This window comes from Pseudomonas sp. GXM4 (genome assembly GCF_008923895.1).
Taxonomy (GTDB): Bacteria; Pseudomonadota; Gammaproteobacteria; order Pseudomonadales; family Pseudomonadaceae; genus Aquipseudomonas; species Aquipseudomonas atacamensis.
Window position 1 is genome coordinate 1 of sequence record NZ_WBRZ01000044.1, and the last position, 26,933, is coordinate 26,933.

The window sequence follows — 26,933 nt, forward strand, 5'->3', positions numbered from 1 at the left end:
AAGGCCGCCCCACACATTTAATGGCCCATGAGCCAATGCTGATGCGGCCCGGGCAAGGTCCACAGGCCAAACAGAATCACCAGCAAGCCCCCCGCCATGCGCACGCTGCGTTTGCGCAAGATCGCCGTCACCCGTTCAGCCGCCAGCCCGGTGGCGAGCAGCACCGGCCAGGTGCCGAGGCCGAAAGCGAGCATCAGCAATGCACTGTCCAGAGCATTGCCCTGACTCGCGCTCCACAGCAAGGTGCTGTAAACCAGCCCGCACGGCAGCCAGCCCCACAGCGCACCGAGCAGCAAGGCGCGCGGCAGGCTGGAAACCGGCAGCAAGCGATTCGCCAGCGGTTGAATGAAGCGCCACAAGCCACGCCCGAGCGCTTCGATACGGGTGAGCCCGCTCCACCAACCGGCCAGGTACAAGCCCATGGCAATCAGCAGCAACCCGGCCAGTACGCGCATGAACAGCGCCGCCGGGCTGTTGGCGACTGCCCAGCCGGCGAGGCCGATGAGCAATCCCGCCGTGGCATAACTGAGAATCCGCCCGAGGTTATACGCCAGCAACAGACGAAAGCGCCGGCTGCGCTGCTCCTTGGGAATCGCCAGGGTCAGCGCGCCCATCAGACCGCCGCACATGCCCAGACAATGGCCGCCACCAAGCAGGCCGAGGATCAGCGCCGAGACCAGCAGGGGCGCCAGTTCAAGCATGGGGTGGCGCCTTGTCGTCCGGTTTGCCGGCGTTGGCTTCGTCCACCGCAGCGGTATGGTTGGGGTCCTGATCGTCAAAAAGGATGCTGTGTGCCGGGCCGTCGAGGTCGTCGTACTGACCGCTGTCCACCGCCCAGAAGAAGATGTACACGGCGATGGCGACGATGAGCAAGGCAGCGGGAATCATCACATAGAGAGCTGGCATCGGTAACTCCAGGCCCGCGCGGCTCAGGCCGGCAGCGGACGGGTTTGGGTCGGGCTGCTGGCGGCCGGCGCGCTCGGCAGACGAGTCAGGCGCAGGGCGTTGAGCACCACGGTCAGCGAACTGATCGACATGCCGACCGCCGCCCACACCGGAGTGATCCAGCCGAGGGCGGCGAACGGCAACATGAGGCCATTGTACAGCGCTGCCCACAGCAGGTTTTCGATGATTACCCGGCGCGTGCGTCGCGCCAGCGCGAAGGCCTGTACCAAGGCGTCGAGGCGGTTGGACAGCAACACCGCATCGGCGCTGGTTTTCGCCAGGTCGGTGGCCGAGCCCATGGCCACGCTGATATCGGCCGCAGCCAGCACCGGCACGTCGTTGACGCCGTCACCGAGCATTAGCACCTTGCGCCCTTCCTTGTGCAGTTGTTGCAGCACTCGCAGTTTGTCATCGGGGCGCAAGCCGCCACGGGCCTCGTCGATGTCCAGTTCGGCGGCGACACTGGCGACCATCGGCGAACTGTCGCCGGACAACAGCAAGGTGCGCCAGCCCCGCGCTTTGCAAGCCGCGAGCAGAGCGGGGGCATCGTCACGCAGGCGATCATCGAGCACCAGCCACGCCAGCGGCCCGTGGGTGTCAGCGAGCAGCAACCATTGTCCGGCTTCATCAGGCATTGACGGCAGTGCCGCGCCGCTCAGGGCGCAGGCAAATTCGGCCTGACCGATGCGCAAGCGTTGCTCACCGACCACGCCTTCCAGGCCCAGCCCCGGTGTGCTGTATACGTCCTCAGCGGCCAGCGGCGCACGCCCGAAAGCGCGGGCGATCGGGTGTTCCGAGCGGTTTTCCAGCGCAGCGGCAAGGCTCAGGCATTGCTCGCTGTCGAGCGCGCCGAGCGGGCGAATCGAGCGCAGCACCAGCCGGCCTTCGGTGAGCGTGCCGGTCTTGTCGAAGATCACCGTGTCGATCTGGTTCAAGCCTTCCAGCACATGACCGCGGGTCAGCAGCAGGCCGAGTTTGTGCAGGGTGCCGGTGGCGGCGGTGAGGGCGGTCGGCGTCGCCAGCGACAGCGCGCACGGACAGGTCGCCACCAGCATGGCGAGAACGATCCAGAACGCCCGCGCTGAGTCCAGCTGCCACCACAGCAGGCCGATCACTGCCGCCGCGATCAGCGACAACAGCAAAAACCATTGCGCGGCGCGGTCGGCGATTTCCGCCAGACGCGGTTTCTCCGCCTGAGCGCGATCGAGAAGGCGCACGATCGCGGAGAGACGCGTGTCCTGTCCCAGCGCCTGCACTTCGACGGTCAATGCGCCTTCGACGTTGAGCGTGCCCGCAGTGACCGCATCACCGAGCGTGCGCGGCTGTGGCAGGTATTCGCCGGTCAGCAGCGATTCGTCGATGCTCGACTGGCCATCGATGATCTTGCCGTCGGCCGGCAGAATCGAGCCCGGCTGCACCAGTATCCGCTCGCCCACGCGCAACTCGCTGAGCAGGATGCGTTCGCTCTGGCCATCGCTATCCAGGCGCAGGCACGAGGCCGGCAACAGGTTGACCAGTTGCGCAGTGGCGGCAGCGGTGCGTTCGCGGGCGCGGCGTTCCAGATAACGCCCGGCGAGCAAAAACAGCGCGAACATGCCGACCGCATCGAAGTACAGCTCGCCGACCCCGGTGATCGATGTCCAGATCCCGGCGATGTAAGCGCTGCCGATCGCCAGTGAAACAGAAACGTCCATGGTCAGGTGGCGCGTACGCAAATCGCGCATCGCGCCTTTGAAGAACGGCGCGCAGCTGTAGAACACGATGGGTGTGGTGAGAAACAGCGCGACCCAGCGCAGGATCGTGTGCAGCTCGGGACTGAGGTCGATGTTGAATTCCGGCCAGGTGGCCATGGTCGCCATCATCGCCTGAAACCACAGCAGACCGGCGACGCCGAGCTGGCGCAGGGCCAGGCGATTCTCGCTGGCCAGTTGTTCGCTGGCGCGGTCGGCCTGATAGGGGTGAGCAGCGTAACCAATGTGGCGCAGCTCGGCGAGGATCTGGCTCAGCGGCAGTTGTGCATCGGCCCAGCGTACGTGCAGGCGATGATTGGACAGGTTCAACCGCGCTTCGGCGACGGCGGGCAGGGTGCGCAGGTGTTTCTCGATCAGCCAGCCGCAGGCGGCGCAACTGATGCCTTCCATCAACAGGGTGGTTTCGGCCAGATCGCCTTCGTGGCGCACGAAGGGCTGCTGCACGTCGGCGCGGTCGTACAGCGTCAGTTCATCGCTCAGTTGCACCGGCAGCGCTTCGGGATTGGCCGACGCTTCGCTGCGATGTTGGTAATAACTTTCCAGCCCCCCGGCGACAATGGCTTCGGCCACCGCCTGGCAGCCCGGGCAGCAGAACTCGCGGGCCTGCCCGAGGACGACGGCGGTGAAGCGGCTGCCGGACGGGACGGGCAGGGCGCAGTGGTAGCAGGGGGTTGGGCTGGTCATGGTGCGCGTTCCGATGATCGTTCCCACGCTCCGCGTGGGAATGCCTCCCCGGACGCTCCGCGCGTCCGCTTCGGCTGGGACGCGGAGCGTCCCTGGCTGCGTTCCCACGCAGAGCGTGGGAACGATCAGAGTAAAAGGCTTATTTTTTCAGATCTTCCGCGCCCTGCAATGGCTCATCACCCAGCAGCAGCTCCTTGTCATGGCTGACCAGCTCTTCTTCAAACATGCGCCACACGTGCTCGTCCTGGCTGCCGAGCAACTCGACAAAGCGCCGCCCTTCGACCTTGTCGCTCAACTGGCCGATGTAGCGCCCGCTCTCGCTGCCACTGCGGGTCAAAACAATCTTGCGATCCTTTTCCGGCTGGGTCGGCGAGATCAGGTTCAGTTCCAGGGTTTGCGGCTGGCTGTCACCGTTCAAGCGCAAGTCGACTTCCCCGGTCACATCATCCAGATGCACCGCTGCACGCAGCTTCAGGGTTTGCGCCAGCAGCTCGCGATCCAGTGAACGGTTGATGCCTTTGCCCGCTTCGTAATAGTTGTCGTTGACCAGGTTGTCCGGGTTGTTCACCGCGATGGTCACCATCGACAGGGTCAAGGCCACCGAGCAGGCCAGAATCGCGATGATGATCCACGGCCAGAGGTGCTTGTACCAGGGACTTGCGGCGTTTGCAGCGGGCATGTTCAAAATTCTCTCAACGGATTTGTGGGCCGATGAATCGGCTCTTGGCTTCAACGTGGACGCTGTCGTCATCGGCGTCCTTGAGGATGAATTTCACCTCGTTGGTGCTCGATGGCAGTTGTTCCGGTGCGCTCGACAACTCGACCGGCATGCTGACGATATCGCCGGCGGCCACCTTGATCTCGCGCTTGCCTTGCAGGCGCAGGTCCGGCAGGCCCTCGGCTTGCAGCAGGTAAGTGTGGTCGCGCTGATCCTTGTTCATGATCTTCAGGCTGTAGACGTTTTCGATCCGGCCTTCGGCGTTTTCGCGGTACAGCACGCGGTCTTTGCTGACGTCGAAACCGACCAGTGAGCGCATGAAGAACGCGGCGACCAACAGGCTGATCATCGCCAGCAGCACTACGGCATAGCCGATCAGGCGCGGTCGCAGTTTATGGGTTTTCTGCCCGGAGAGGTTGTGTTCGGTGGTGTAGCTGATCAGCCCGCGCGGGTAATCCATCTTGTCCATGATGCTGTCGCAGGCATCGATGCACGCAGCGCAGCCGATGCACTCGATCTGCAGGCCATCGCGGATATCGATGCCGGTTGGGCAGACCTGCACGCACATCGTGCAGTCGATGCAATCGCCCAGCCCCAGCGCCTTGTAGTCGATGCCTTTCTTGCGTGGGCCACGGCTTTCGCCACGGCGCGGGTCGTAGGAAACAATCAGCGTGTCCTTGTCGAACATCACGCTCTGGAAGCGTGCATACGGGCACATGTAGATGCACACCTGCTCACGCAACCAGCCGGCATTGCCGTACGTGGCGAGGGTGAAAAAACCGACCCAGAAATACGACCAGCCATCAGCCTGGCCGGTGAAGAACTCGATGACCAGTTCGCGGATCGGCGAGAAGTAGCCGACAAAGGTCATGCCGGTGACAAAACCGATCAACAGCCACAGCGAGTGCTTGGCCAGTTTGCGCAGGAATTTGTTGGCGCTCATCGGCGCCTTGTCGAGCTTGATGCGCTGGTTGCGGTCGCCTTCGGTGACCTTTTCGCACCACATGAAAATCCACGTCCACACGCTCTGCGGGCAGGTATAACCGCACCAGACGCGCCCGGCGTAGACAGTGATGAAGAACAGGCCGAACGCTGCAATGATCAACAGGCCCGAGAGCAGGATGAAATCCTGTGGCCAGAAGGTCGCGCCGAAAATGAAGAACTTGCGCTCGGGCAGGTTCCACCACACTGCCTGATGACCGCCCCAGTTCAGCCACACCGTGCCGAAATACAGCAGAAACAACGCCGCACCGCCGAGCATCCGCAGATTGCGGAACAGGCCGGTGAAGGCACGGGTGTAGATTTTTTCTCGTGAGGCATAAAGGTCGACGCTGTTGTTCGCGTTCTTGCTCGGCGGCGTGACGTCGTGTACCGGAATCTGATTGCTCATCATTGCATCCCACGGCAGTGGAAAAATGCCTCGGTCGATACGTGCCAACCGAAGTCAAAAAGGGCTGTTGCAGTAGCGTGATGATACGCCTGCCGCTCTGGCTCAAGGGTGCGACCTTTGGTCGCGTTGGGTAAAAAATGCGGATGGTGTAGCGATTGCGCAAAAGCCTGACGCAGATCAATTGACTTGTTGAGTATGGACGGTTTTGCCGAAGCGGCTAGTTCATCTTTTCAATCGCTTGTTCAAGCAACAACCGTCGATGTCGCAAGTTGAACGACAAACCGTCCGTCGTTGCCACTTCGGCTACAAGAGCCATAGATTGAATTGGCTGCCTGTTGCAAGTTGTTGGGTCTGAAACATATAAACTTGATTGTTGTTTATGAATGCTTTGAAGTTTTAGCTGTGTTCGCCTAAGTTTTGCTCTCGCGAAATTCTTTTGCGTATTGATAGTTAACTTAAATGGAATTTAAAAGCATGAATTTTATTAATCTCAAGAGCATCTTTGTGGGTGCCTGGATGTTAGCTTCGGCTATTACCGCTCAGGCCACTACTGACATGCCGAAACACATGGTGTTTGCTTCGGATACTCAATATCCGTGGACGGACAAGACCGATCGCCGCATACCCGAATCCGATTCCGAATTCAAGGAGCGCTCGAAATGGCTGGTGGAAACCCAACTTGCGAGCATTGCCGAATTCAGAAATCAACACGGCTCTCAAACGCAGGTTCCCTTGATGATCAATGGTGATATAACCGCATTCGGGCATGGCTGGCAGCGCTCGTTCATGAAGGATCTGCTGGATAAACATTTCAAGGGCGAATATCTCTACGGGCTTGGTAATCACGACTATGAAAACAATGTCGATGATTGCTTTAGCAATAGCTGTGCGGCAGGAAGTATCGTCGAGTTCAAAGAGCATCATGAAGGTAAGGTTGATAACTTTGATCTGAAGATTACCAGTGGCTTTCTGAGCAAGACCTATTCGGGCAGTCTCGCATATTCGAAAAATATCGGCGAAGTGCATATGGTTCAGCTCAACAACGAACCGACCTATACCGCCCGGATTGCTCATCCATTGAACCCGACGACGTTCGAAATCAACGATGCTCTGGACTGGCTCGAGATGGATCTCAGGCTGGCGCGAGCGTCGGGCTACGCCATCATCATCAACATGCATAAACCGTTGAACCACATGGGAACCCAGGCGCAACAGAAACGCTTCTACGACATGGTTAACAAATATCGAGTAACGGCGATTTTTGCCGGCCATTTGCACGAGGACGGAGGTGATGCCTATCAACAAGGTAACGTGCCCATGTACCTGAGTGGCAGTACCTCTCAGCAAACCTATCTGATTGCCAGTTTCACTGAGGATCGCAAGCAACTCCAGGTGTACCTGGTGAAGAACAACCAATGGCGCAATCGAACGTTGATCGACACCACTGTGGTGCATTCAGTCTTCGCCCAACGCCCCTGACAAAAGCCCCGCCGCTGATAGGGCGGGGTATTCATCAATCAGGTGTTGGCAGCGATCCATGGGTTGATCAGATTGACGCCGCTGTGTTGGAAGTCCGCAATGTTGCGAGTTACCAGCGTAAGCCCGTGTACAAGCGCGGTGGCGGCGATCAAGGCGTCGCATTCATTGCTGCGGTCGGGAACGTGCAATCGTGCGCACCGGGTGGCGACGCTGCTATCGACCGGCAGGATTCTGCCAGAGAACGCCGGTTTGACGTGATGTTCCAGCCAGTTGCGCAGCAGCTGGCCTTGTGAAGGGTCACGACGTTCGATACGCAGGACACCCGTTTCCAGTTCCAGCACAGTGATTGCGGATAGATACAGGCTGGCTGGGGAAATGCTGTTTGCCCATTTCACCACATGCCTGTCGGCTTGGTTCTTCCGCAACTCGGAAACTACATTGGTATCCAGCAGAAACATCAGGAAAGGTCCACGCTGCGAGGAGTGATGACGGCGCGCTCGGGTTCGAATTCGATTTCAAGCGCATCCGGCATCGCCAGTAGCTCAACGATGCTGGTCTGGCAACCCGTCAGTTTCTGGTACTCCTCGATGCTGAGCAACACGTGGGCAGGCCTGCCTCGGTCAGTAATGATCACTGGACCTTGATGCGTGGCTTTTTTGGCTGCACTGGTGTCCTGGTTGAACTCGCGGCTTGAAATAGTGGTGATGGCCATCATGTTTGGCCTCCAGAAATTCTGATGTAGGAACGTTACTACCTTGAGATTTCCCCTGCAATCGGAAAGGCGGGTCGAGGACGATCGGTTTGTCATTTTCATAGGGGCACCGTGTTTATCAGCTCAGATCCATTGAGCAACCGTTTCGAGTCATGAATGCCAGCATGCAAAAAGGCCCCGCCAATTCTCATTGGCGGGGCCTTTTTTGCTTCAAGCGTTGGCTTTACTCAGCCTTCGCCTCCGGCGCTTTTTCACCGTGAGACAGGCTGTAAACATACGCCGCCAGCAGGTGCACCTTGTCATTGCCCTGCAGTTGTTCCTGCGCCGGCATCTGGCCCTGACGGCCGTAGCGGATGGTCTGCTGCAGTTGCGCGAAGCTCGAGCCGTAGATGAATGCGCCCGGGTGTGTCAGGTCAGGCGCACCCATGGCCGGGGTGCCTTTACCGGCAGGGCCGTGGCAAGCCACGCAGTTGGCGGCGAAGAGTTTCTGGCCGTTGGCCGGGTCGGCCTTGGTGCCTTCCGGCAGTTTGCGCCCGTCGAGGTTGGTCACCACGAAGGCCGCTACGTCAGCCACGCCTTGCTCACCGATCACTTCAGCCCACGCCGGCATCACCGCGTGGCGGCCGCCCATGATGGTGGTCTTGATGGTTTCCGGCTCACCGCCCCAGCGCCAGTCGGCGTCGGTCAGGTTGGGGAAGCCATAGGCACCCTTGGCGTCGGAACCGTGGCACACCGAGCAGTTGGAGGCGAACAGACGGCCACCCATCTTCAGTGCTTGCGGATCCTTGGCAACTTCTTCGATCGGCATCGCTGCAAACTTGGCGAAAATCGGACCGAAGCGCGCGTCCGAACGGGCCATTTCCTTTTCCCATTCGTGGACGCCGGTCCAGCCGGTCTGGCCGTTGGCGAACGCGGTCTGCTTCTCGGTATCCAGATAGTTGTAGCCCGGCAGCAAACCTTTCCAGTTGCCCAGACCCGGGTACAGCACCAGATAACCCAGGGCAAAAATGATGGTACCGACGAACAGCATGAACCACCATTTCGGCAGCGGGTTGTCGTACTCCTCGATCCCGTCGAAGGAGTGGCCGACCGTCTCGTCCGTCTGTTCGCTGCGCTGGCCCTTGCGGGTCGACAGCAGCAGCCAGGTCAGGGCGAAGATCGTACCGAGACTGAGGACTGTGACGTACAGACTCCAGAATGTAGTCATTCTTTGTTACTCCTAGAAGCTTGCTCGACGTGCTTGATGGCTTCGGGATCATCGGCAAAAGGCAGCATGGTCGCGTCGTCGAATTCCGACTTGCGCTTGGGGCTGAACACCCACAAGGCCAGACCGATGAAGGCCACCATCACGACCACGGTGCCCAGGCCTCGAATCATCCCGATATCCATCAGATTCACCGTTTGCTTTTGATGATGGTTCCCAGGCCTTGCAGATAGGCCACCAGCGCGTCCATTTCGGTTTTGCCCTTCACGGCATCCTGTGCACCGGCGATGTCTTCGTCGGTGTACGGCACGCCGAGGGTGCGCAAGACTTCCATTTTTTTCGCGGTTTCCTTGCCGTCGAGCTTGTTTTCCACGAGGAACGGGTAAGCCGGCATTTTCGACTCGGGGACCACGTTGCGCGGGTTGTACAAGTGCGCACGTTGCCAGTCATCGGAGTAACGACCGCCCACACGGGCCAGGTCCGGACCGGTACGTTTGGAGCCCCACAGGAACGGGTGGTCCCAGACGCTTTCACCGGCAACCGAATAGTGGCCATAGCGTTCGGTTTCAGCGCGGAACGGGCGGATCATCTGCGAGTGGCAGCCGACACAACCGTTGGCGATGTACACGTCGCGGCCTTCCAGTTCCAGCGCCGAGCGCGGCTTCATGCCCTCGACCGGCTTGTTGGTGACGTCCTGGAAGAACAGCGGAACAATTTGGGTCAGGCCACCGACGCTGACGGCGATGACCATGAAGAAGGCCAGCAGGCCAATATTCTTCTCGACAGCTTCATGCTTCATCAGTGAGCTCCAACGACGGCAATCTTGGCGGCGGCTTCGGCTTCAACCGGATCCGACGCACGGACGGTGCGGTACACGTTGTAAGCCATCAGCAACATGCCGCTGGCAAAGAAAGCACCGCCCAGCGCGCGGACGATGAAGCCCGGGTGGCTGGCCTGCAGCGCTTCGACGAACGAGTAGGTGAGGGTGCCGTCATCGTTGATTGCACGCCACATCAGGCCCTGGGTGATGCCGTTGACCCACATCGAGGCGATGTAGAGCACGGTGCCGATAGTGGCAAGCCAGAAGTGCGCGTTGATCAGCCCGGTGCTGTGCATTTGCGCACGGCCGAACAGTTTCGGGATCATGTGGTAGATCGCGCCGATCGAGATCATCGCTACCCAACCGAGGGCGCCGGCGTGTACGTGGCCGATGGTCCAGTCGGTGTAGTGCGAAAGCGAGTTGACGGTCTTGATCGCCATCATCGGCCCTTCGAAGGTCGACATGCCGTAGAACGCCAGCGACACCACGAGGAAGCGCAGGATCGGGTCGGTGCGCAACTTATGCCAGGCGCCCGACAAGGTCATCATGCCGTTGATCATGCCGCCCCAGCTTGGCGCCAGGAGGATGATCGACATCGCCATGCCCAGCGATTGTGCCCAGTCCGGCAGGGCGGTGTAGTGCAGGTGGTGCGGGCCGGCCCAGATGTAGAGGGTGATCAGCGCCCAGAAGTGCACGATCGACAGACGATAGGAGTAGATCGGGCGTTCGGCCTGTTTCGGCACGAAGTAGTACATCATCCCGAGGAAACCGGTGGTCAGGAAGAAACCCACCGCGTTGTGGCCGTACCACCACTGGATCATCGCGTCAGTGGCACCGGAGTAAGCCGAATACGACTTGAACAGGCTGACCGGCAGCGACATGTGGTTGACGATGTGCAGCATCGCGGTGACGACAATGAACGCGCCGTAGAACCAGTTGCCGACGTAGATGTGCTTGGTTTTGCGCTTGGTGATGGTGCCGAAGAACACCAGACCGTAAGTGACCCAGACAATCGCCAGCAGAATCGCGATCGGCCATTCCAGTTCGGCGTATTCCTTGGTGGTGGTGTAACCCAGCGGCAAGGTAATGATTGCGCCGACGATGACCGCTTGCCAGCCCCAGAAAGTGAAGGCCGCGAGGCTGTCGGAAATCAGTCGCGTCTGGCAGGTTCGCTGCACGACATAGTAGGAAGTGGCAAACAGTGCACAACCACCGAAGGCGAAAATCACCAGGTTTGTGTGCAACGGGCGCAAGCGTCCAAAGCTCGTCCACGGCAGACCGAAGTTCAGTTCCGGCCAGACCAGTTGCGAGGCGATGAAGACACCGAGCCCCATGCCAAGGATCCCCCAGACCACCGTCATGATGGCGAACTGGCGGACTACCTTATAGTTATAAGCAGTCGGACTGATTGCTGTGCTCATTCTAAGGTTCCACGGTTTGGGTATTTTTATAGGGATAAAATCGGCCGCAAGTATGTATAAAGCAGGGGGTCATTGCAACGCGCCATGACCTGGGTCAATGCTTTCCAACGCTGATTCTGCGGCCTTTCCATGCGCCGCGTAGGGTCAAAAATGGCCTCTGACAAAATGTCGCAGTAGGCGTGAAAAGCTCGCAATCCGGATCGACGTCAACGGTGCCCGTTCACCGGTCGTGATCGGGAATTTGCGGGCAACCGGCGCAACAGCCGTTATCTACCTGCGTTTGCGGCGAATCCATCAGCCGGTTCACGGCGCGCATCGTTCGGGATTGATCTGGAAACCGACTTCAGCCGGTCCGCTTCGATGAAGCGTAGACCCGAATCCGGGGTTCCGAAAGGAGAGGATCCGAGGGGTGCGACAATGCGTCGCAAAGGGGCGGGAAACTGCCGCAGCGAGAAAGCTGCGGCAGTGGTGTGCGCAATCGCTATTTCTTGTTGTCTTCAGTTATCAGTTTTTCTGTGTTCAATCCGTTGCTCAGGCTGTACACATAAGCGGCAAGCAATTGCACTTTATCGTTGCCCAGCAATTCGTTCTGCGCTGGCATATGCCCCTGACGACCATGGCGAATGGTCTGTTCCAGTTGGGTCAGGCTGGTGCCATAAATGAAGCCGGCCGGGTGAGTAAGATTCGGTGCGCCCATGGCAGGGGTGCCTTGGCCAGTTGCGCCGTGGCAAGCCACGCAAGTGGTGCTGAAGGCTTGCTGCCCGGCTTGCAGATCCGCCTTGCTGTCGGCAGGTAGCGGCAGGCCGGCCAGTTCGTGGCGCACATAAGCGGCAACGTTTTTCACCCCGGCCTCACCGAGCACTTCGCCCCAGGCCGGCATTGCCGCCATCCGCCCACCCATGATGGTGGTCTTGATCGTCTCGGCATCGCCGCCCCAGCGCCAGTCGCTGTCAGCAAGGTTAGGGAAGCCGAACGCGCCCTTGGCATCCGAGCCGTGGCACACCGAGCAATTGGAGGCGAACAGACGACCGCCCATTTTCAGCGCCTGCGGATCCTTGGCCACTTCTTCCAGGGGCATGGCGGCGAATTTGGCGAAGATCGGCCCGAACCGGGCGTCCGCCTTGTTCATTTCCTTTTCCCACTCATGCACGCCGGTCCAGCCATCCTCGTAACCGGGCAGGATACCTTTCCAGTTGCCCAGGCCCGGATACAGAATCAGATAGCCCACCGAGAACACCAGCGTGCCGGCGAACAGCATGAACCACCACTGCGGCAGCGGATTGTCGTATTCCTCGATGCCGTCGAAGCTGTGGCCCATGGTCTGGTCGACGCTGCCCTTGGTCTCGCCCCGACGGGTGCCGATCAGCAGCCAGGTCAGGCCGATCAGGCTGCCAATGGTCAGTACGCAGATCCACATACTCCAGAAGGTGGTCATGGCCGGGTACTCCTTGTTTTAGGGGCTGAAATTGTTTCGGATAGTGGCTCGTCGGCGAACGGCAGCAGGCGTGCTTCGGCGAATTCCGGGGTGCGCTTGCGGTTGAACACCCACAAGGTCAAACCGATGAAGGCGACGAACACCACGACCGTGCCGAGGCCGCGGATCAGGCCTGCACTCATTTCAATGACCATGGCTCACCTCTTGCTCTTGATCGCAGTGCCGAGCACTTGCAGATAGGAAACGAGGGCGTCCATTTCGGTCTTGCCCTTGAGGCTGGCGACCGCGCCGCTGATGTCGTCGTCGGTGTACGGCACGCCGAGGGTGCGCATGGTTTTCAGCTTGGTTTCGGTGTGGCTGCTGTCGACCGCTTGGGTGACCAGCCACGGATAGGCCGGCATCTTTGATTCCGGCACAACGTTGCGCGGGTTGTACAAGTGCGCGCGGTGCCAGTCATCCGAGTAGCGCGCACCAACCCGGGCGAGGTCCGGACCGGTACGTTTCGAACCCCACAGGAACGGGTGATCCCAGACGCTTTCGCCGGCAACCGAGTAGTGCCCGTAGCGTTCGGTTTCGGCGCGGAACGGACGGATCATCTGCGAGTGGCAGCCGACGCAGCCTTCGCGGATATAGATGTCGCGACCTTCCAGTTGCAGCGCGGTGTAGGGCTTCATGCCTTCCACCGGTTTGTTGGTGACGTCCTGGAAGAACAGCGGGACGATCTGGGTCAGGCCGCCGATGCTCACGGCGAACACCATCAGCAGCATCAGCAGGCCGACGTTCTTTTCAATCGTTTCGTGTTTCATGGCGGACTCCTCAGGCCATCTGCGCGGCAGCGACGACATCAGCAGGCTGCGAGGCCCGCACGGTGCGCCAGGTGTTGTAAGCCATCAGCAACATGCCGCTTAAGAAAATCGCCCCGCCGATCAGCCGCACGACAAAGCCCGGATGGCTGGCCACCAGGGTTTCGACGAAGGAGTAGGTCAGCGTGCCGTCCTCGTTCACTGCGCGCCACATCAGGCCCTGGGCGATGCCGTTGACCCACATCGAGGCGATGTAGAGCACGGTGCCGATGGTCGCGAGCCAGAAATGCGCGTTGATCAGGCCGACGCTGTGCATCTGCGCCTTGCCGAAGATTTTCGGGATCATGTGGTACAGCGCGCCGATCGAAATCATCGCCACCCAGCCGAGCGCGCCAGCGTGAACGTGGCCGATGGTCCAGTCCGTGTAGTGGGAGAGGGCGTTTACCGTCTTGATGGCCATCATCGGCCCTTCGAAGGTCGACATGCCGTAGAACGCCAGCGACACCACGAGGAAGCGCAGGATCGGGTCGCTGCGCAACTTATGCCAGGCGCCCGAGAGGGTCATCATGCCGTTGATCATGCCGCCCCAGCTCGGTGCCAGCAGGATCAGCGACATCACCATGCCCAGCGATTGCGCCCAGTCCGGCAGCGCGGTGTAGTGCAGGTGGTGCGGGCCGGCCCAGATGTACAGGGTGATCAAGGCCCAGAAGTGCACGATCGACAGGCGATACGAATACACCGGACGCTCGGCCTGTTTCGGCACGAAGTAATACATCATGCCGAGGAAGCCGGCGGTGAGGAAAAAGCCTACGGCGTTGTGGCCATACCACCATTGCACCATCGCGTCGGTTGCACCGGCGTACACCGAGTAGGACTTGGTGAAACTAACCGGCAACTCGAGGTTGTTGACGATGTGCAGAATCGCCACGGTGATGATGAACGCGCCGAAGAACCAGTTGCCCACATAAATGTGTTTGGTTTTGCGCTGCATGATCGTGCCGAAGAACACGATCGCGTAGGCGACCCAGACGATGGTGATCAGGATGTCGATCGGCCATTCCAGTTCGGCGTATTCCTTGGAGCTGGTGTAACCCAGCGGCAGGCTGATCGCCGCCAGCAAGATCACCAGTTGCCAGCCCCAGAAGCAGAACGCGGCGATTTGCGGCGCGAACAATTGCGTCTGGCAGGTGCGTTGCACCGAATAAAAAGAGCTGGCGAACAGCGCGCAGCCACCGAAGGCGAAGATCACCGCGTTGGTGTGCAGCGGGCGCAGACGGCCGAAACTGGTCCAGGGCAAATTGAAGTTGAGTTCCGGCCAGACCAATTGCGCCGCGAGAAAAACCCCGAGGCCCATGCCGACGATGCCCCACACCACCGTCATAATGGCGAATTGGCGGACCACCTTGTAGTTGTAGGCGGTACTGATAGAAGTGTTCATGGTTCCCCATCCACGGTTCAGCCGAAGTGAGCGCGCAAACGGCGCGAATCCTTCGCCTGGAGTTATAGGCAGACTAAAAGCGAGGCAAGCATGGACAAACAGCACAAGGCCAGTATTGACGGGGATCAATGGGCGCAGTGTGTGCTCGATCATGGATGGTTGTGGGATGCCGCTGTTGGTGAGGCTTCAGCAACGCTGATTCTGGCCCACGGGGCGGGGGCGCCGATGGATAGCGAGTGGATGAACGACATGGCTGGGCGCCTTGCCGGGCTTGGGGTCAACGTGTTGCGGTTTGAGTTTCCGTATATGGCGCAGCGGCGGGTGGATGGGGTGAAGCGGCCGCCGAATCCTGCGCCGAAACTGTTGGATTGCTGGCGGGAGGTGTTTGCAGTTGTGCGGCGTCATGTCGCTGGGGTTTTGGCTGTTGGCGGCAAGTCGATGGGCGGGCGGATGGCGAGTCTGGTGGCGGATGAGTTGGGGGTGGATGCGTTAGTGTGTCTGGGGTATCCGTTTTATGCGGTGGGGAAGCCGGAGAAGCCTCGGGTTGAGCATTTGGCTTCGTTGCGCACGCGGGCGTTGGTTGTGCAGGGGGAGCGGGATGCTCTGGGGAATCGCGAGGCGGTTGCGGCTTACAGCTTGTCACCGAGTATTGAGGTGACTTGGCTGGCGGCAGGGGATCATGATTTGAAGCCGCTCAAGGCTTCTGGGTTTACGCACTCCGATCATTTGGCGGGTGCTGCGCAGAAGGTGGCTGAATTTCTCCGTGACTGATTTTGAGTCGGGCCGGATTTTGCGTTGCATGAAGATCGGCTCCCTTTCCCCCTCGCCCCCTTGGGGGAGAGGGTTGGGGTGAGGGGGTTAGCTTTTGATCTTGCTCTTGGGGGCATATCCGTTGCTGCGGTAACGGCTGCTTAGGGTTCCGCCCTTACGGCGGGTCACCTTTTTCAAACGCCGGAGTGCCGGCCCAGCAAAAAGGTAACCCAAAAGGCTTGCTCCTACGTTCGGCCCTCGCAGGCTCGGGTTCCTTCGCTCCGGGACTGATCCGGGCGCAGCGGCTCCGGTTTGCTCCGCTGCATCTCCTTCCGCTGTGTCTGGCTGCGCCAGACGGTCGCTGCGCTCCCACGCCCGGATCAATCCCTCCACTCAGCCTTCCGACGTCGCCGGTGGATCAAGATCAAAAGCGGTACTCGAGCTTGCGCTCATTGTTGAGTGGGGCGGCTTCGCCGCGGGCAGCTGCGCTGCTTTGCTTTTCTGTGGGAGCGAGCTTGCTCGCGAAGGCGGCATGACAGCCGACCATTATCCACCGGCCGGACTCAATCCCTGTGGGAGAGCACTCGAGCTAACGCTCATTGTTGAGTGGTGCGGCTTTGCCGCGGGCAGCTGCGCTGTTTTGCTTTTCTGTGGGAGCGAGCTTGCTCGCGAAGGCGGCCTGACAGCCGACCACTATCTACCGGCCGGACTCAATCCCTGTGGGAGCTGGCTTGCCAGCGATGGCAGCCTCCAAGTCGACCAATCCCCCACTGATGTACCCGATCCAAATGTGGGAGCGAGCCTGCTCGCGAAAGCTCCCTTCCAGACGACCTCAAACCACCTGCCTGTCAGAGGCAATCCCTGCACTTAAACATCATCAAATAGCCACGTTTAAACTACACGACCCGTTACGCCATCCCGGCTACAACTCCTTGCGCCATTGCCTACGCCTACGCCAGAATCCGCCGGCTTACGCGGCTAGGCGCCGGGCTATATCGTTTGTTTGTCACTGAAAAACAGTGATGGGGTTTGGTAGCCCGCGTCGAAACCGTTGTATAGCGTCACCGTATGCAGTCCCGTTGCGGGGCTCGACTTTTATGGTGGGCATGCGTGGGGCTCCTTTGTGAGCGCCGGGTTTCCTGTTTCGACCGGTCTACCAACCTGCGTATGGCCACCACCCTTCGTTTGGTAGCGAGGGTGTTGGCTCCCAATATTCGAAACCGGAGTACGCCCATGTTCAAAGTAACCCCCAACCCGCCACCCTCCCACGACCGCGCCCTCGACCCGCAAAAAATCCAGGAAGCCACCGACCGCGCCCTCGATTACTACCTCAAACCCGAAGACCTGGCAGCCCCGCCAAGTTCACCGAAATATCGCCCGATCTACGTTGTCGACCCCACGCTGGATGACGAAACCCTGTTGGTCGAGGCCTGCGAGTCGCTTTCATACGCGCATGCCATGGCCGGTAACATCGCCAACTCAATCGGCGGACCGGAACGCAAACCACTGCTGGCGCTGCAACAGGTGATCATGCTCAACGAACTGTTGGTCAATCGACTGCTGGATAAGCTGAAGTTGCCTCAGTAATTTCGCTGGCTTTTATGGCCTCTTCGCGAGCAGGCTCGCTCCCACAGGGGATTGGTGTCGGGCACGTAATCTGTGATCACCGCAGATCCAATTTAGGAGTGAGCCTGTTCGCGATGGCGGTCTTCGAGCCGACCAATTCCTCACGGCTGTACCTCATCCAATGTGGGAGCGAGCCCGCTCGCGAAAGCGCTCTACCGGACACCGTCATTTTCAGCAAGCAACAAAAAAACCGGAAAGCTCACGCCATCCGGGTTTTTTCATTCCAGCCATCCAATCAGCGGTTAAACCGCGCCACCAACGAATACTGGGTGTTTGCCGTCTTCGTCAGCTCTTCACTCAGCAACGCCGAGTTATGCGCCTGTTCCGAGGTCTGATCCGCCAGTTCCGAGATATTGCTGATGTTACGGCTGATCTCTTCAGCCACCGCACTTTGCTCCTCGGTCGCGGCGGCGATCTGCGTTGTCATGTCGGTGATGTTGGCCACCGCTTCGCTGATGCCGACCAGTGCCTGATCCGCTTCCAGGACCCGCGCCACGCCTTCTTCAGCCTGGCGATGGCCGGCTTCCATGGTTTGCACGGCGCTGGAGGCAGTCTGTTGCAACTTGGCGATCAGGGCGTGAATCTGCCCGGTGGATTCGCTGGTGCGTTGCGCCAGTTGACGGACTTCGTCAGCCACGACCGCAAAACCTCGGCCCATTTCGCCGGCACGCGCAGCCTCGATGGCGGCGTTGAGGGCGAGGAGGTTGGTCTGGTCGGCGATGCCTTTGATCACGTCGACCACGCCGCCGATTTCGTCGCTGTCCTTGGCCAGTTGCGTCACGGTCAGGCCGGTTTCGCCGACGACCACCGACAGACGCTGGATCGCTTCGCGGGTTTCGCCGGCGATGTCGCGGCCGCGGCCGGTCAGGCGGTTGGCTTCCTGGGTGGCGTCAGCGGTGCGCTGTACGTGGCTGGCGACTTCCTGGGTGGTGGCGGCCATCTGGTTGACGGCGGTGGCGACCTGTTCGGTTTCCACGCGCTGGCGTTCCAGGCCGGTCGAGCTGTTGTGCGCCAGGGCGTCGGACTGCTTGGCCTGTTCGGTCAAGTGCTCGGCGGTGTCCTGCAGGCGGGTCAGGCAGGTTTTCAGGCGTGCTTCCTGGCTGAGAATCGACATTTCCAGACGCGCCTGGGCGCCACGGCTGTCGGTGTACATCTGCGCGATCAGCGGGTCGGAGGTGGTCTGTTCGGCCAGGCGCAGCAGGCGCTTGAGCCCGCGTTGCTGCCATTGCAGGCCCATCAGGCCCAGCGGCACCGACAGCGCTGCGGCGAGGGCAAAGCCCCACTGCGAGTTCAGCGTCGCGCCGATCATGAAGCTCAGCTGGCTGACCAGAATGAACGGCAGCCAGTCCTGCAGGAGCGGCAGCCATTTGTCCGTCGAAGGAATCGCCGACTTGCCCTGGTTGATGCGTTGATAGAGCGCTTCGGCGCGGCGGATCTGTTCGGCGGTGGGCTTGACGCGCACCGACTCGTAACCGATCACCTGATTGCCGTCGAACACCGGTGTCACATAGGCGTTAACCCAATAGTGGTCACCGGACTTGCAGCGATTCTTGACGATGCCCATCCATGGCAAGCCTTGTTTCAGTGTGCCCCACATGTGCGAGAACACCGCCGATGGCACGTCAGGGTGGCGGACCAGATTGTGCGGCGCCCGGATCAGTTCCTCCCGCGAAAACCCGCTGATCTCGACAAAGTCGTCGTTGCAGTAGGTGATCACGCCCTTGGCATCGGTGGTGGAAATCAACCGTTGCTGAGCTGGAAAGGTCCGCTCGCGTTGTGTAATGGGCTGGTTGTTACGCATGGTTTTTCAATCCGCAAGGCTTTGAATGGTTGTCGGCGCCGACAGGTTTTTATTGAAGTTTTTTTTCAGATTCAAGTACGCCGTCGCAAAACCGTGCTTGCGTCAACTGGCCAGCATCGGATAGGTGAACAGGCCGAAGTGCAACAGGTTCAGGCCGAAATGGGTGGCGATCGCCGCGCCCAGTCCGCCAAAACGGTAGGCCAGACCATAGCCGACCCCGGCCAGTCCCGCCAGCAACACCCAGGTCCAGCCAGCGCCGGCATGCACCAGACCAAACAGCAGCGAGGCCAACAGCAGCGCGAGGTTGTCGCCGTAGGGCAGGTGCTTGAGGCGACGGCTGAGTCCGCCCTGTATATAGCCGCGAAACAGCGCTTCCTCGACCAGCGTCACCAGCAGCAGATTGTTCAGCACCCACAGCCAGGCCTGATCCGGCCATTTCGGTGCCCAGGCGATCACGCCGAGTAAAAGCGCGCCGCCGAGGGCGAGAATCGCGCACAGCGTCAGGGCGAGGGCGGTGGCATAGACCGTCAGGCGCAACGAACGCCGCGCGACGATCCATGGACAGACCAGCAGCAACCAGAAGCCCACCAGCGGTTTGTCGAGATTGAGGTACATCGCGAACGGCACCGCGTTGTCAGTGAAACGTTGCGGATTGATCACCCGGCCATTGGCGAAGCCCGGCAGCCAGTGCAGCGCCAGTGCCACCGCCAAAACGATGAACAGGCCATGGCCGAGCCAACGCGCGACCGGCACCTCTTGCTGACGCACGGCGAATGCGGCGAACAGCAAAAGCCCCACGGAGATCAATGCCAGCCAACCGAGCTGGCCGTAGCTCAGGGCCAATCCGTAACCGAGGCCGAGCAGCGCGAGATAGAGCCAGGGCAGCGCCTTCATCGAAAGTCCTTGTGCGAGATTTCTGGAAGGGGCTTTCTACACGGGCGAGGGAAGTGGGACAAGTGAAGGAGAGTGAGAAGCGCGGCGAATAACTTGGGATCGACGTGTAGGAGCTGCCGAAGGCTGCGATCTTGAGCCTGTGGGACGCGGAGCGTCCCCGGCTGCATTCCCACGCAGAGCGTGGGAACGATCAGGTCAAAAGATCGCAGCCTGCGGCAGCTCATACAAGGGTTGTGATTGGCTGGGATATCAGCGCAGGCCCAGTTTGGCCGCCGCGCGCTCGGTAATCTCGGTACGCAACTTCAACGAAGGCGCCGCGCGCAACCGCGCCTCATCGACCACCGCGCTCGGCGCCACGTCCGGGCTCCCAGCGTTGAACGGCGGTGCCGGGGCATATTCCAGTTGCAACTGCACCAGTTGCGCCGTGTCGGCATCGACCAGTTCCGCCGCCAGCACCAAGGCGAAATCGATGCCAGCGGTAATTCCGCCACCGGTAAACAGATTGCCGTCGCGTACCACCCGATCCTTCACCGCAACCGCGCCCAGCGTCGGCAGCAACTCGTGATAGGCCCAGTGCGTAGTCGCGCGCTTGCCCTTCAGTAGACCAGCAGCGCCGAGCACCAGCGAGCCGGTGCACACCGAGGTTACGTAACGTGCCTGGGCGGCCTGGCGCTTGATGAAGTCCAGGGTCTGCTGGTCTTCCATCAACGGTCCGACACCACTGCCGCCGGGCACGCAGATTACGTCCAGATCCGGGCAATCCTCAAAGGTCGTAGTCGGTTTCAGCAGCAGGCCGGTGCTGGCCGTCACCGGCATCAGGTCCTTCCAGATCAGGTGCACCTGCACGCCGGGCAACGAGGCGAGTACGTCATAAGGGCCGGTGAGGTCGAGTTGCTGGACCTGCGGGAATAACAGAAAACCGATCTGCAGCGTCATCGTTCTTGCTCCGTTGAAAGAAGTGGACGACTGCACTGTAGGCGCGTAGGTTCTGGCGCATACGCCAATCACCCCACGAATTACGCCAAATGCCCAAAGCCATTCACGTCCTCGCGTTTGCCAACATGCAGATTCTCGATGTCACCGGGCCGTTGCAGGTGTTCGCCTCGGCCAACGATCTGGCTCGCCAGCGCGGCATGCCGACGCCCTATGCGCCGAGCGTGATTGCCAGCGGTGGCGGGGCGGTGATGTCATCGGCGGGGTTGGCGGTGCTCGCCGAGCCGTTGCCACAAACGCCCAGCGACACCCTGATCATCGCCGGTGGTTGGGGCATTTATCCCGCCGCCGAAGACTCGCAACTGGTCGCCTGGGTGCGCGAGCACGGCACTCATTGCCGGCGCGTGGCTTCGGTATGCACCGGGGCCTTTCTACTCGCGGCCAGCGGCTGGCTCGATGGTCGCCGCGTGGTCACCCACTGGACGCGCTGCGAGCAACTGGCCGCGCAGCATCCGAATCTGCACGTGGAAGCCAATCCGATTTTCATCAACGACGGCCCGGTGTGGACTTCCGCCGGGGTCACGGCAGGCATCGATCTGGCGTTGGCCATGGTCGAAGAAGACCTCGGCCGCGACATCGCCCTCGACGTCGCCCGGCACTTGGTCGTCTTCCTGAAACGCCCGGGCGGGCAGTCGCAATTCAGCGTGACGCTGGCGCTGCAACAACAGGGGAATCGCTTCGATGAACTGCACGCCTGGATCGCCGAGAACCTGACCTGCGACCTCGGCGTCCCGACCCTCGCCGAACAGGCCGGCATGAGCGAACGCAGCTTCATCCGTCACTACCGCGCCGACACCGGCCAGACCCCGGCGCGGGCGATCGAATTGATCCGCGTGGAAACCGCCCGCAGACTGCTCAGCGATACCGGCCTGCCGGTGAAACGCATCGCGGCCAATTGCGGCTTTGGCAGTGAAGAGACGCTGCGGCGCAGTTTTCTGCGAGCGATTGGCGTGACGCCGCAGGCTTATCGGGAGCGGTTTTCGGTCAGTGTTGCAACAGATCCAGTATTGCCTTGAGGGTTTCCTGCGGCGCTTCTTCGGGAATGTTGTGGCCGACACCCGCCAGCACTCGCCGCTCATAGAAGCCGCTGAAATGCTCGGCATCTTCATCGATCAGCGAAGGCGGGCCGACGCCATCATCGGCGCCGCACAGCGAAATGCTCGGCACGCTGATCACCGGCTGTGTGGCCAGCGCTTCTTCCATCCACTCCAAGGCTGGATCGCCCGGGGCGTATCCGAAGCGATGCCGATAGGAATGAATCACCACGTCGAGAAAATCAGGATTATCAAAAGCGCCAGCGGTCAGCGGGTAGCGTTCGTCCTTTTGCGCCCATGTCGGCGACCACAGCCGCCAGAGCAACTGACACAACTCCCGGCGATTCTGCTTAAGGCCCTCGACGCCACGCGGCGTGTGGAAGTAGTACTGATACCAGAGCCGATGCTCGTCTTCGGGGTCCGACGGCTGTTTCGCATGGGCGATGTCCTGTACGAGGTAGCCGTCGCCGCTGACCAGCCCGCGCACTCGCGCCGGAAACAACGCCGCGACAATACACGCCGCCCGACCGCCCCAGTCATACCCGCAAAGCATGGCCTGTTCGATACCCAGCGCATCCATCAGATCGAGCAAGTCCTGCGCCATCGCAGCTTGCTGGCCGGAGCGCGGGGTTTGCGCACTGTTGAACCGGGTCGCCCCGTAACCGCGCAAGTACGGCACGATGACGCGGTAGCCTCGCGCGGCCAGCGCCGGGGCGACTTCGTCGAAGGCGCGCGGGGAATAGGGGAAGCCGTGGAGCAGAATCACCGGGGCGCCGTTGTTCGGACCGTGCTGTTCGTAGGCAATGGTCAGGGTTGGGGTAAGAACGCTCTCGATCATGACGAACCACTCCGTTTGAATCGTATTCAGACACTCTGGACCTGCGAACGGACTGCGGGTCACCGCTGCGCAGGTTTCACCATGAATATGGGCCTGAGCCAGTTGTCTGGCATGCAGGCCCGTTGTGGAAACATACCTGTCGATCAGAGATCGGTCTGGCAAGCGCTGGCGAAAACACTCACCGCTATGGCTGCCAGGAGCTCTTTTCGCCACTCAATTTTCGATCGAGAAAACTCGCCGCACTGATCAACGCCAGATGCGTCAGCGCTTGCGGCGTGTTGCCCAGGTGCCGGCCATGGCTGTCGAACTCTTCGGCGTACAGCCCAAGCGGGTTGGCATATCGCAGCAATTGCTCGAACTCCAGATGGGCTTTTTCCACCTGGCCGGCGCGGGCCAGGCATTCGACGTACCAGAACGAACACGCGGCGAACGCGCCTTCGGTGCCGCTGAGGCCATCGATGTTGGCGTCCTCGTTGCGATAGCGATAGACCATGCCGTCACGCACCAGGGTTTTTTCGATTGCTTCGAGAGTCGACAGCCAGCGCGGATCCTTGGCGCTGACGAAGCGTACCAGCGGCATCAGCAGCATCGAGCCGTCCAGCGCGGTGCCGCCCTTGTACTGGACGAAATGCCCGCGTTCTTCGTTCCAGAAGTTGTCCCAGATGTCGGTGTAGATCGCTTGCCGGGTGTCATCCCAACGGGCGAATGGTGCCGGCAGCGAACGTTTGGAAGCCAGCCTGATCGCCCGGTCCAGCGCCACCCAGCACATCAGCCGCGAGTGCAGGAAATGATGAGTCTCGCCGCGCATTTCCCAGATGCCGACATCTTCGCTCTGCCAGTTTTCGCAGACCTGATCAACCACTTCGCCGACGTGCCGCCAGCCTTCGTGGGAAATGGCGTCACCGTATTTGTTGACCAGATACACCGCATCCATCAGCTCGCCGAAGATATCCAGCTGGATCTGATCATAAGCGCCGTTGCCGATGCGCACCGGTTGCGCGCCGCCGTGACCGGACAGGTGCGTGAGTTCGGTTTCTGGCAATTCCTGCTGACCGTCGATGGCATAGAGGATGTTGAGTTTCATCGGTTTGCCGCAGCAATCGCTGACTCGCCCGCGCAGCCACTGCATGTAGTGGTTGGCCTCATCGACGAAGCCCAGGCGCATGAACGCGTAAACCGTGAACGAAGCGTCGCGGATCCACGTGTAGCGGTAATCCCAGTTGCGTTCGCCGCCGGGTGTTTCCGGCAGGCCGAAGGTGGCGGCGGCGAGGATCGCACCGTGGCGGCGTGAGGTCAGCAGTTTCAGGGCGAGGGCGGAGCGATTGACGATTTCCCGCCAGCGCCCGCGATAGTTGGATTGGCCGATCCAGCCCCGCCAGTATTTGAGGGTGCGCTCCATGCACAACTCGCCGGCGCCTTCGGCAAAACGCGGATCGTCGCTGCCGCCGAGCATGAACGCGGCGGTTTCATTGTGCTTGAGGGTGAACTGCGCGACGGCCGCTTGCGCATCGATTTGCAGTGCCTGATCTGAAGCCAGGCGTATCGACGGCTGGCCAGCGGCGTGGAATGTCACGTCCTTTGCGTCCATCTCGGCCCGGGTGTCGGCGCGACCATAGTCGTGGCGCACCGCGCAACGCAGATTGAACGTCGCCGAGCCGCTGACCACGCGCACCCGGCGCATCAGCAGGGGCAGGGCGTCGACATCGTCACCGATGGGCAGCAGATCGGTGATTTCCACCACCGCGTGTTCGCTCAGCCAACGGGTCTGCAAGACGTTGGTGTCAGGCAGATAAATCTGTTCCCGGCGCGCATCCGGCAAGTCCGGCGCGAGCTGGAAAATCCCTGCTTCAGGGGTATCGAGCAGCGAGCAGAAGATCGTCGGGCTGTCGAACTCGGGCCAGCAGAAAAAATCCACGCTGCCCTTGTCGTTGACCAGTGCGGCGCTGCGCATGTCGCCGATGATGCCGTGGGCACCGATGGGACTTTGTTGTTCCATTTCAGGCTCAGCCATTGCCGCGAAACTCCGGATAGAGGCTCATCCCGCCATCGATGAACAGGGTGGTGCCGACGATGTAATCGGACAGGTCGGAAGCGAGGAAAACCACTGCGTTGGCAACGTCCTCGACATCGCCAATGCGCCCGTAGGGAATCAGCTCAAGAAGTTTTTCGCCGGCCGCGCCTTCAGTGGCTTCTGTGTTGATGGCCGTGCTGATCGCACCGGGCGCAATGCTATTGATACGGATGCGCTGGTGGCTGACTTCCTGGGCGAGGCTCTGCATCAACTGATCGACGCCGCCCTTGGACGCCGCGTAATTGACATGCCCGGCCCATGGAATGCGCTGGTGCACCGAACTCATGTGAATGATCTTGCCCGCCGCGCGCGACACGCCTTCGCGTACGCCCTGACGCTGAAAAATCCGCAACGCCTCCCGCGCGCAGAGGAACTGCCCGGTGAGGTTGACGCCGATCACCGTGTTCCAGTCGTCGAGCGTCATGTCCACGGCAGCGGCGTCTTTTTGCAGGCCGGAATTGGCGACGAGAATGTCCAGCGAGCCGAAGGCTTCGACGGTCTTGGCGAACAGCCTTTCGACCTCTTCTTCCTTCGAGACATCGGCGCCGATGGCGAGGGCCTTGCCGCCTTCGGCGTTGATCTGTGCAGCCAGTTCTTCGGCGGGTTTGGCGCTGCTGTTGTAGTTGATCACGACCGCAGCGCCGGCGGCGGCCAGTGCTTTGGCGGCGGCATGGCCGATGCCGGAGCTGGCACCCGTGACCAGCGCCACCTGATGAGCGAGGGAAATCTGCATGCTGATTCACGCCTTGGTTCAAGAGACTTAAGTAGCTGACTGATGGCAGACGCTGAGAGTTCATTTGCTGGAAGCGGTGATTGCGCTGGCCCCTTCGCGAGCAGGCTCGCTCCCACAGGGGACGGCATTTCGAATGTGCGAGCGAAGGGGCCTTCACAGTCCGCTAACAATTGCGCGCTTCCACGGCATTCAAGGCTATGGCAACTTGGCCGCCCCTGATGAGGCTGCAATCGATGGCAAATCCCTACCGCGAATTGTTCACCGCCCCCGGTGCCCGTGCATTTGTGCTGGCCGGGATGCTGGCGCGCATGCCGATTTCCATGACCGGCATCGGCCTCATCACCATGCTTGCGCAGTTGAACGGCGGTTATGCGCTGGCGGGTGCGGTGGCGGCGACGTTTGCCTTGGCCACGGCGTTTTGCGCGCCGCAGGTATCGCGGTTGGTGGACCGTTTTGGGCAGGGGCGGGTGCTGCCAGTCGCAGCGCTGACCGGTGGCGGCGGGTTATTGATGTTGCTGCTGTGCACGCGTTTGCAGGCGCCGGTCTGGACGTTGTTCGTGTTCGCCGCGCTGGCCGGGTGCATGCCGAGCATGTCGGCGATGGTGCGGGCGCGCTGGACCGAGATCTACCGTGGCCAGCCACAATTGCAGACGGCGTATGCCCTGGAGTCGGTGCTCGACGAAGTGTGTTTTATCGTCGGGCCGCCGCTGTCGGTGGGCTTGTCGGTCGCGGTGTTTCCCGAGGCCGGGCCGCTGGCGGCGCTGCTGGCCCTGGCCATCGGCGTGACGGCGTTTGTCGCCCAGCGCAGCACCGAACCACCGGTGCACGCGCAGGAGTCGCAGCATCAGGGCTCGATCATTCGCTCGACCGACGTGCAATGGCTGCTGGCGTTGATGCTGGCGATGGGCGTGATCGTCGGAGTCATCGATGTGGTCAGCGTCGCTTTCGCTCAACATCAGGGCCAGCCGGCAGCGGCGAGTATTGTCTTGTCGGTGTACGCGATCGGCTCATGCCTGGCCGGCATCGCCTTCGGTGCGATGCGTTCGAAACTGCCGTTGCCGCGCCTGTTTCTCTACGGCGGCGTGGCGACGGCGGTGACCACGCTGCCGCTGCTTTTGGCGAGCAACATCCTTGGCTTGTCGATCGCGGTATTTATCGCCGGGCTGTTCTTTTCACCGACGCTGATTGTCGCGATGGCGTTGATCGAACGCATCGTGCCACCTGCAAAACTCACCGAAGGCCTGACCTGGCTGGTGACCGGGCTGAGCATCGGCGTGGCGATCGGCGCCGCCGGTTCCGGCGCGCTGGTGGATGCGTTTGGCGCGCGTAGCGGCTTCTGGCTGGCGATTGCGGCGGGGGCGGTGGTGCTGGTTTCAGCGTTCCCAAGTTTCCG

Annotated in this window: 26 protein-coding genes; 5 read left to right on the forward strand and 21 right to left on the reverse strand. The window is 60.9% G+C overall.

All coding sequences use genetic code 11. The annotated features are described in order from the left end of the window. Positions 1 to 17: 17 nt before the first annotated feature. The 5 genes from F8N49_RS08785 to ccoG all read right to left on the reverse strand — a co-directional run bounded on the left by F8N49_RS08785 (position 18) and on the right by ccoG (position 5,488). Positions 18 to 701, reverse strand: a complete 684-nt coding sequence (locus tag F8N49_RS08785) for a sulfite exporter TauE/SafE family protein (RefSeq protein ID WP_016773868.1) — start codon at positions 699 to 701, stop codon at positions 18 to 20. After that, positions 694 to 906 (reverse strand): cbb3-type cytochrome oxidase assembly protein CcoS, encoded by a 213-nt coding sequence (ccoS, locus tag F8N49_RS08790; RefSeq protein WP_039763029.1) that lies wholly within the window; start codon positions 904 to 906, stop codon positions 694 to 696. Before ccoS ends, F8N49_RS08785 begins: the two co-directional genes overlap by 8 nt. 23 nt (positions 907 to 929) lie before the next feature. Next, positions 930 to 3,380 (reverse strand): heavy metal translocating P-type ATPase, encoded by a 2,451-nt coding sequence (locus F8N49_RS08795; protein WP_151551166.1) that lies wholly within the window; start codon positions 3,378 to 3,380, stop codon positions 930 to 932. Between the two features lie 139 nt (positions 3,381 to 3,519). After that, a complete protein-coding gene (locus F8N49_RS08800) occupies positions 3,520 to 4,059 on the reverse strand; it encodes a FixH family protein (RefSeq protein WP_056784237.1) in 540 nt (179 codons plus the stop codon). A gap of 13 nt (positions 4,060 to 4,072) precedes the next feature. Beyond that, complete coding sequence (gene ccoG / locus F8N49_RS08805; protein WP_073474016.1) at positions 4,073 to 5,488, reverse strand: cytochrome c oxidase accessory protein CcoG; 1,416 nt, start codon at positions 5,486 to 5,488, stop codon at positions 4,073 to 4,075. Between the two features lie 516 nt (positions 5,489 to 6,004). Between ccoG and F8N49_RS08810 the strand changes: the two genes are divergently transcribed. Beyond that, positions 6,005 to 6,967: a metallophosphoesterase gene (locus F8N49_RS08810; RefSeq protein ID WP_241089681.1), complete on the forward strand. Its 963-nt coding sequence runs from the start codon at positions 6,005 to 6,007 to the stop codon at positions 6,965 to 6,967. A 38-nt stretch (positions 6,968 to 7,005) separates the two neighbouring features. Here F8N49_RS08810 and F8N49_RS08815 read toward each other — a convergent pair whose 3' ends face one another. The 10 genes from F8N49_RS08815 to ccoN (F8N49_RS08860) form a co-directional block, all read right to left on the reverse strand. Continuing rightward, positions 7,006 to 7,425 carry a type II toxin-antitoxin system VapC family toxin gene (locus F8N49_RS08815; protein WP_122705779.1) on the reverse strand — a complete coding sequence of 140 codons (420 nt, stop codon included), beginning with the start codon at positions 7,423 to 7,425 and terminating at the stop codon, positions 7,006 to 7,008. Continuing rightward, the gene (locus F8N49_RS08820; protein WP_038861980.1) at positions 7,425 to 7,679 is read right to left on the reverse strand and encodes a type II toxin-antitoxin system Phd/YefM family antitoxin; all 255 of its coding nucleotides are present in this window, start codon (positions 7,677 to 7,679) and stop codon (positions 7,425 to 7,427) included. Before F8N49_RS08820 ends, F8N49_RS08815 begins: the two co-directional genes overlap by 1 nt. 223 nt (positions 7,680 to 7,902) lie before the next feature. After that, positions 7,903 to 8,886, reverse strand: coding sequence for a cytochrome-c oxidase, cbb3-type subunit III (gene ccoP / locus F8N49_RS08825; RefSeq protein ID WP_024012333.1), 984 nt, complete (start codon positions 8,884 to 8,886; stop codon positions 7,903 to 7,905). Beyond that, entirely contained in the window at positions 8,883 to 9,068 is a 186-nt protein-coding gene (locus tag F8N49_RS08830) for a CcoQ/FixQ family Cbb3-type cytochrome c oxidase assembly chaperone (protein WP_016775513.1), read from the reverse strand. Before F8N49_RS08830 ends, ccoP (F8N49_RS08825) begins: the two co-directional genes overlap by 4 nt. 5 nt (positions 9,069 to 9,073) lie before the next feature. Beyond that, on the reverse strand, positions 9,074 to 9,682 hold the full coding sequence (gene ccoO, locus F8N49_RS08835; RefSeq protein ID WP_007917161.1) for a cytochrome-c oxidase, cbb3-type subunit II: 609 nt from the start codon (positions 9,680 to 9,682) through the stop codon (positions 9,074 to 9,076). Beyond that, the gene (gene ccoN / locus F8N49_RS08840) at positions 9,682 to 11,124 is read right to left on the reverse strand and encodes a cytochrome-c oxidase, cbb3-type subunit I (RefSeq protein ID WP_024012334.1); all 1,443 of its coding nucleotides are present in this window, start codon (positions 11,122 to 11,124) and stop codon (positions 9,682 to 9,684) included. Before ccoN (F8N49_RS08840) ends, ccoO (F8N49_RS08835) begins: the two co-directional genes overlap by 1 nt. 481 nt (positions 11,125 to 11,605) lie before the next feature. Further along, positions 11,606 to 12,559, reverse strand: a complete 954-nt coding sequence (gene ccoP / locus F8N49_RS08845; protein ID WP_110646927.1) for a cytochrome-c oxidase, cbb3-type subunit III — start codon at positions 12,557 to 12,559, stop codon at positions 11,606 to 11,608. Further along, complete coding sequence (locus F8N49_RS08850) at positions 12,556 to 12,753, reverse strand: cbb3-type cytochrome c oxidase subunit 3 (protein ID WP_151551168.1); 198 nt, start codon at positions 12,751 to 12,753, stop codon at positions 12,556 to 12,558. Before F8N49_RS08850 ends, ccoP (F8N49_RS08845) begins: the two co-directional genes overlap by 4 nt. Positions 12,754 to 12,756: 3 nt before the next feature. Next, positions 12,757 to 13,365 (reverse strand): cytochrome-c oxidase, cbb3-type subunit II, encoded by a 609-nt coding sequence (gene ccoO / locus F8N49_RS08855; protein WP_003223389.1) that lies wholly within the window; start codon positions 13,363 to 13,365, stop codon positions 12,757 to 12,759. A 10-nt stretch (positions 13,366 to 13,375) separates the two neighbouring features. Then, complete coding sequence (gene ccoN, locus F8N49_RS08860) at positions 13,376 to 14,800, reverse strand: cytochrome-c oxidase, cbb3-type subunit I (protein ID WP_024012337.1); 1,425 nt, start codon at positions 14,798 to 14,800, stop codon at positions 13,376 to 13,378. Positions 14,801 to 14,890: 90 nt separating this feature from the next. Here ccoN (F8N49_RS08860) and F8N49_RS08865 point away from each other — a divergent pair, with 90 nt between their 5' ends. Together F8N49_RS08865 and F8N49_RS08870 are read left to right on the forward strand one after the other, a co-directional pair. Beyond that, positions 14,891 to 15,571 carry an alpha/beta family hydrolase gene (locus tag F8N49_RS08865; RefSeq protein WP_151551169.1) on the forward strand — a complete coding sequence of 227 codons (681 nt, stop codon included), beginning with the start codon at positions 14,891 to 14,893 and terminating at the stop codon, positions 15,569 to 15,571. 1,212 nt (positions 15,572 to 16,783) lie between these two features. Next, positions 16,784 to 17,137 (forward strand): DUF6124 family protein, encoded by a 354-nt coding sequence (locus tag F8N49_RS08870; RefSeq protein ID WP_016773880.1) that lies wholly within the window; start codon positions 16,784 to 16,786, stop codon positions 17,135 to 17,137. A gap of 274 nt (positions 17,138 to 17,411) precedes the next feature. On the opposite strand, the gene F8N49_RS08875 is transcribed toward F8N49_RS08870, so the two are convergent. From F8N49_RS08875 to inhA, 3 genes are all read right to left on the reverse strand, one after another. Next, the gene (locus F8N49_RS08875; protein ID WP_024012340.1) at positions 17,412 to 18,977 is read right to left on the reverse strand and encodes a PAS domain-containing methyl-accepting chemotaxis protein; all 1,566 of its coding nucleotides are present in this window, start codon (positions 18,975 to 18,977) and stop codon (positions 17,412 to 17,414) included. A gap of 102 nt (positions 18,978 to 19,079) precedes the next feature. Continuing rightward, positions 19,080 to 19,871 carry a CPBP family intramembrane glutamic endopeptidase gene (locus F8N49_RS08880; RefSeq protein ID WP_122506493.1) on the reverse strand — a complete coding sequence of 264 codons (792 nt, stop codon included), beginning with the start codon at positions 19,869 to 19,871 and terminating at the stop codon, positions 19,080 to 19,082. Between the two features lie 249 nt (positions 19,872 to 20,120). Continuing rightward, positions 20,121 to 20,807: an isonitrile hydratase gene (gene inhA / locus F8N49_RS08885; protein WP_151551170.1), complete on the reverse strand. Its 687-nt coding sequence runs from the start codon at positions 20,805 to 20,807 to the stop codon at positions 20,121 to 20,123. An 89-nt stretch (positions 20,808 to 20,896) separates the two neighbouring features. Here inhA and F8N49_RS08890 point away from each other — a divergent pair, with 89 nt between their 5' ends. Further along, complete coding sequence (locus F8N49_RS08890) at positions 20,897 to 21,880, forward strand: GlxA family transcriptional regulator (RefSeq protein WP_151551171.1); 984 nt, start codon at positions 20,897 to 20,899, stop codon at positions 21,878 to 21,880. On the opposite strand, the gene F8N49_RS08895 is transcribed toward F8N49_RS08890, so the two are convergent. The 3 genes from F8N49_RS08895 to F8N49_RS08905 all read right to left on the reverse strand — a co-directional run bounded on the left by F8N49_RS08895 (position 21,849) and on the right by F8N49_RS08905 (position 25,540). Continuing rightward, positions 21,849 to 22,736, reverse strand: a complete 888-nt coding sequence (locus tag F8N49_RS08895; protein ID WP_151551172.1) for an alpha/beta fold hydrolase — start codon at positions 22,734 to 22,736, stop codon at positions 21,849 to 21,851. The two genes, F8N49_RS08890 and F8N49_RS08895, sit on opposite strands and share 32 nt — an antisense overlap. Before the next feature lie 184 nt (positions 22,737 to 22,920). Next, complete coding sequence (locus F8N49_RS08900) at positions 22,921 to 24,747, reverse strand: glycoside hydrolase family 15 protein (RefSeq protein ID WP_151551173.1); 1,827 nt, start codon at positions 24,745 to 24,747, stop codon at positions 22,921 to 22,923. Next, positions 24,740 to 25,540 carry a glucose 1-dehydrogenase gene (locus F8N49_RS08905; protein WP_151551174.1) on the reverse strand — a complete coding sequence of 267 codons (801 nt, stop codon included), beginning with the start codon at positions 25,538 to 25,540 and terminating at the stop codon, positions 24,740 to 24,742. The genes F8N49_RS08900 and F8N49_RS08905 overlap by 8 nt, the downstream gene beginning before the upstream one ends. Positions 25,541 to 25,773: 233 nt before the next feature. Between F8N49_RS08905 and F8N49_RS08910 the strand changes: the two genes are divergently transcribed. Then, on the forward strand, positions 25,774 to 26,933 hold a 1,160-nt coding region (locus F8N49_RS08910; RefSeq protein WP_151551175.1), incomplete at its 3' end, for an MFS transporter.

Coding starts and splice junctions, on each gene's coding strand:
- F8N49_RS08795 (WP_151551166.1), bottom strand. CDS start 3,380: ATGACCAGCCCAACCCCCTGCTACCACTGCGCCCTGCCCGTCCCGTCC.
- F8N49_RS08890 (WP_151551171.1), top strand. CDS start 20,897: ATGCCCAAAGCCATTCACGTCCTCGCGTTTGCCAACATGCAGATTCTC.
- ccoG (WP_073474016.1), bottom strand. CDS start 5,488: ATGAGCAATCAGATTCCGGTACACGACGTCACGCCGCCGAGCAAGAAC.
- F8N49_RS08820 (WP_038861980.1), bottom strand. CDS start 7,679: ATGGCCATCACCACTATTTCAAGCCGCGAGTTCAACCAGGACACCAGT.
- F8N49_RS08810 (WP_241089681.1), top strand. CDS start 6,005: ATGTTAGCTTCGGCTATTACCGCTCAGGCCACTACTGACATGCCGAAA.
- F8N49_RS08905 (WP_151551174.1), bottom strand. CDS start 25,540: ATGCAGATTTCCCTCGCTCATCAGGTGGCGCTGGTCACGGGTGCCAGC.
- F8N49_RS08875 (WP_024012340.1), bottom strand. CDS start 18,977: ATGCGTAACAACCAGCCCATTACACAACGCGAGCGGACCTTTCCAGCT.
- F8N49_RS08870 (WP_016773880.1), top strand. CDS start 16,784: ATGTTCAAAGTAACCCCCAACCCGCCACCCTCCCACGACCGCGCCCTC.
- F8N49_RS08880 (WP_122506493.1), bottom strand. CDS start 19,871: ATGAAGGCGCTGCCCTGGCTCTATCTCGCGCTGCTCGGCCTCGGTTAC.
- ccoO (WP_007917161.1), bottom strand. CDS start 9,682: ATGAAGCATGAAGCTGTCGAGAAGAATATTGGCCTGCTGGCCTTCTTC.
- F8N49_RS08785 (WP_016773868.1), bottom strand. CDS start 701: ATGCTTGAACTGGCGCCCCTGCTGGTCTCGGCGCTGATCCTCGGCCTG.
- F8N49_RS08815 (WP_122705779.1), bottom strand. CDS start 7,425: ATGTTTCTGCTGGATACCAATGTAGTTTCCGAGTTGCGGAAGAACCAA.
- F8N49_RS08895 (WP_151551172.1), bottom strand. CDS start 22,736: ATGATCGAGAGCGTTCTTACCCCAACCCTGACCATTGCCTACGAACAG.
- ccoP (WP_024012333.1), bottom strand. CDS start 8,886: ATGACTACATTCTGGAGTCTGTACGTCACAGTCCTCAGTCTCGGTACG.
- inhA (WP_151551170.1), bottom strand. CDS start 20,807: ATGACGCTGCAGATCGGTTTTCTGTTATTCCCGCAGGTCCAGCAACTC.
- F8N49_RS08830 (WP_016775513.1), bottom strand. CDS start 9,068: ATGGATATCGGGATGATTCGAGGCCTGGGCACCGTGGTCGTGATGGTG.
- F8N49_RS08900 (WP_151551173.1), bottom strand. CDS start 24,747: ATGGCTGAGCCTGAAATGGAACAACAAAGTCCCATCGGTGCCCACGGC.
- ccoS (WP_039763029.1), bottom strand. CDS start 906: ATGCCAGCTCTCTATGTGATGATTCCCGCTGCCTTGCTCATCGTCGCC.
- F8N49_RS08800 (WP_056784237.1), bottom strand. CDS start 4,059: ATGCCCGCTGCAAACGCCGCAAGTCCCTGGTACAAGCACCTCTGGCCG.
- F8N49_RS08865 (WP_151551169.1), top strand. CDS start 14,891: ATGGACAAACAGCACAAGGCCAGTATTGACGGGGATCAATGGGCGCAG.
- ccoN (WP_024012337.1), bottom strand. CDS start 14,800: ATGAACACTTCTATCAGTACCGCCTACAACTACAAGGTGGTCCGCCAA.
- ccoN (WP_024012334.1), bottom strand. CDS start 11,124: ATGAGCACAGCAATCAGTCCGACTGCTTATAACTATAAGGTAGTCCGC.
- ccoP (WP_110646927.1), bottom strand. CDS start 12,559: ATGACCACCTTCTGGAGTATGTGGATCTGCGTACTGACCATTGGCAGC.
- ccoO (WP_003223389.1), bottom strand. CDS start 13,365: ATGAAACACGAAACGATTGAAAAGAACGTCGGCCTGCTGATGCTGCTG.
- F8N49_RS08850 (WP_151551168.1), bottom strand. CDS start 12,753: ATGGTCATTGAAATGAGTGCAGGCCTGATCCGCGGCCTCGGCACGGTC.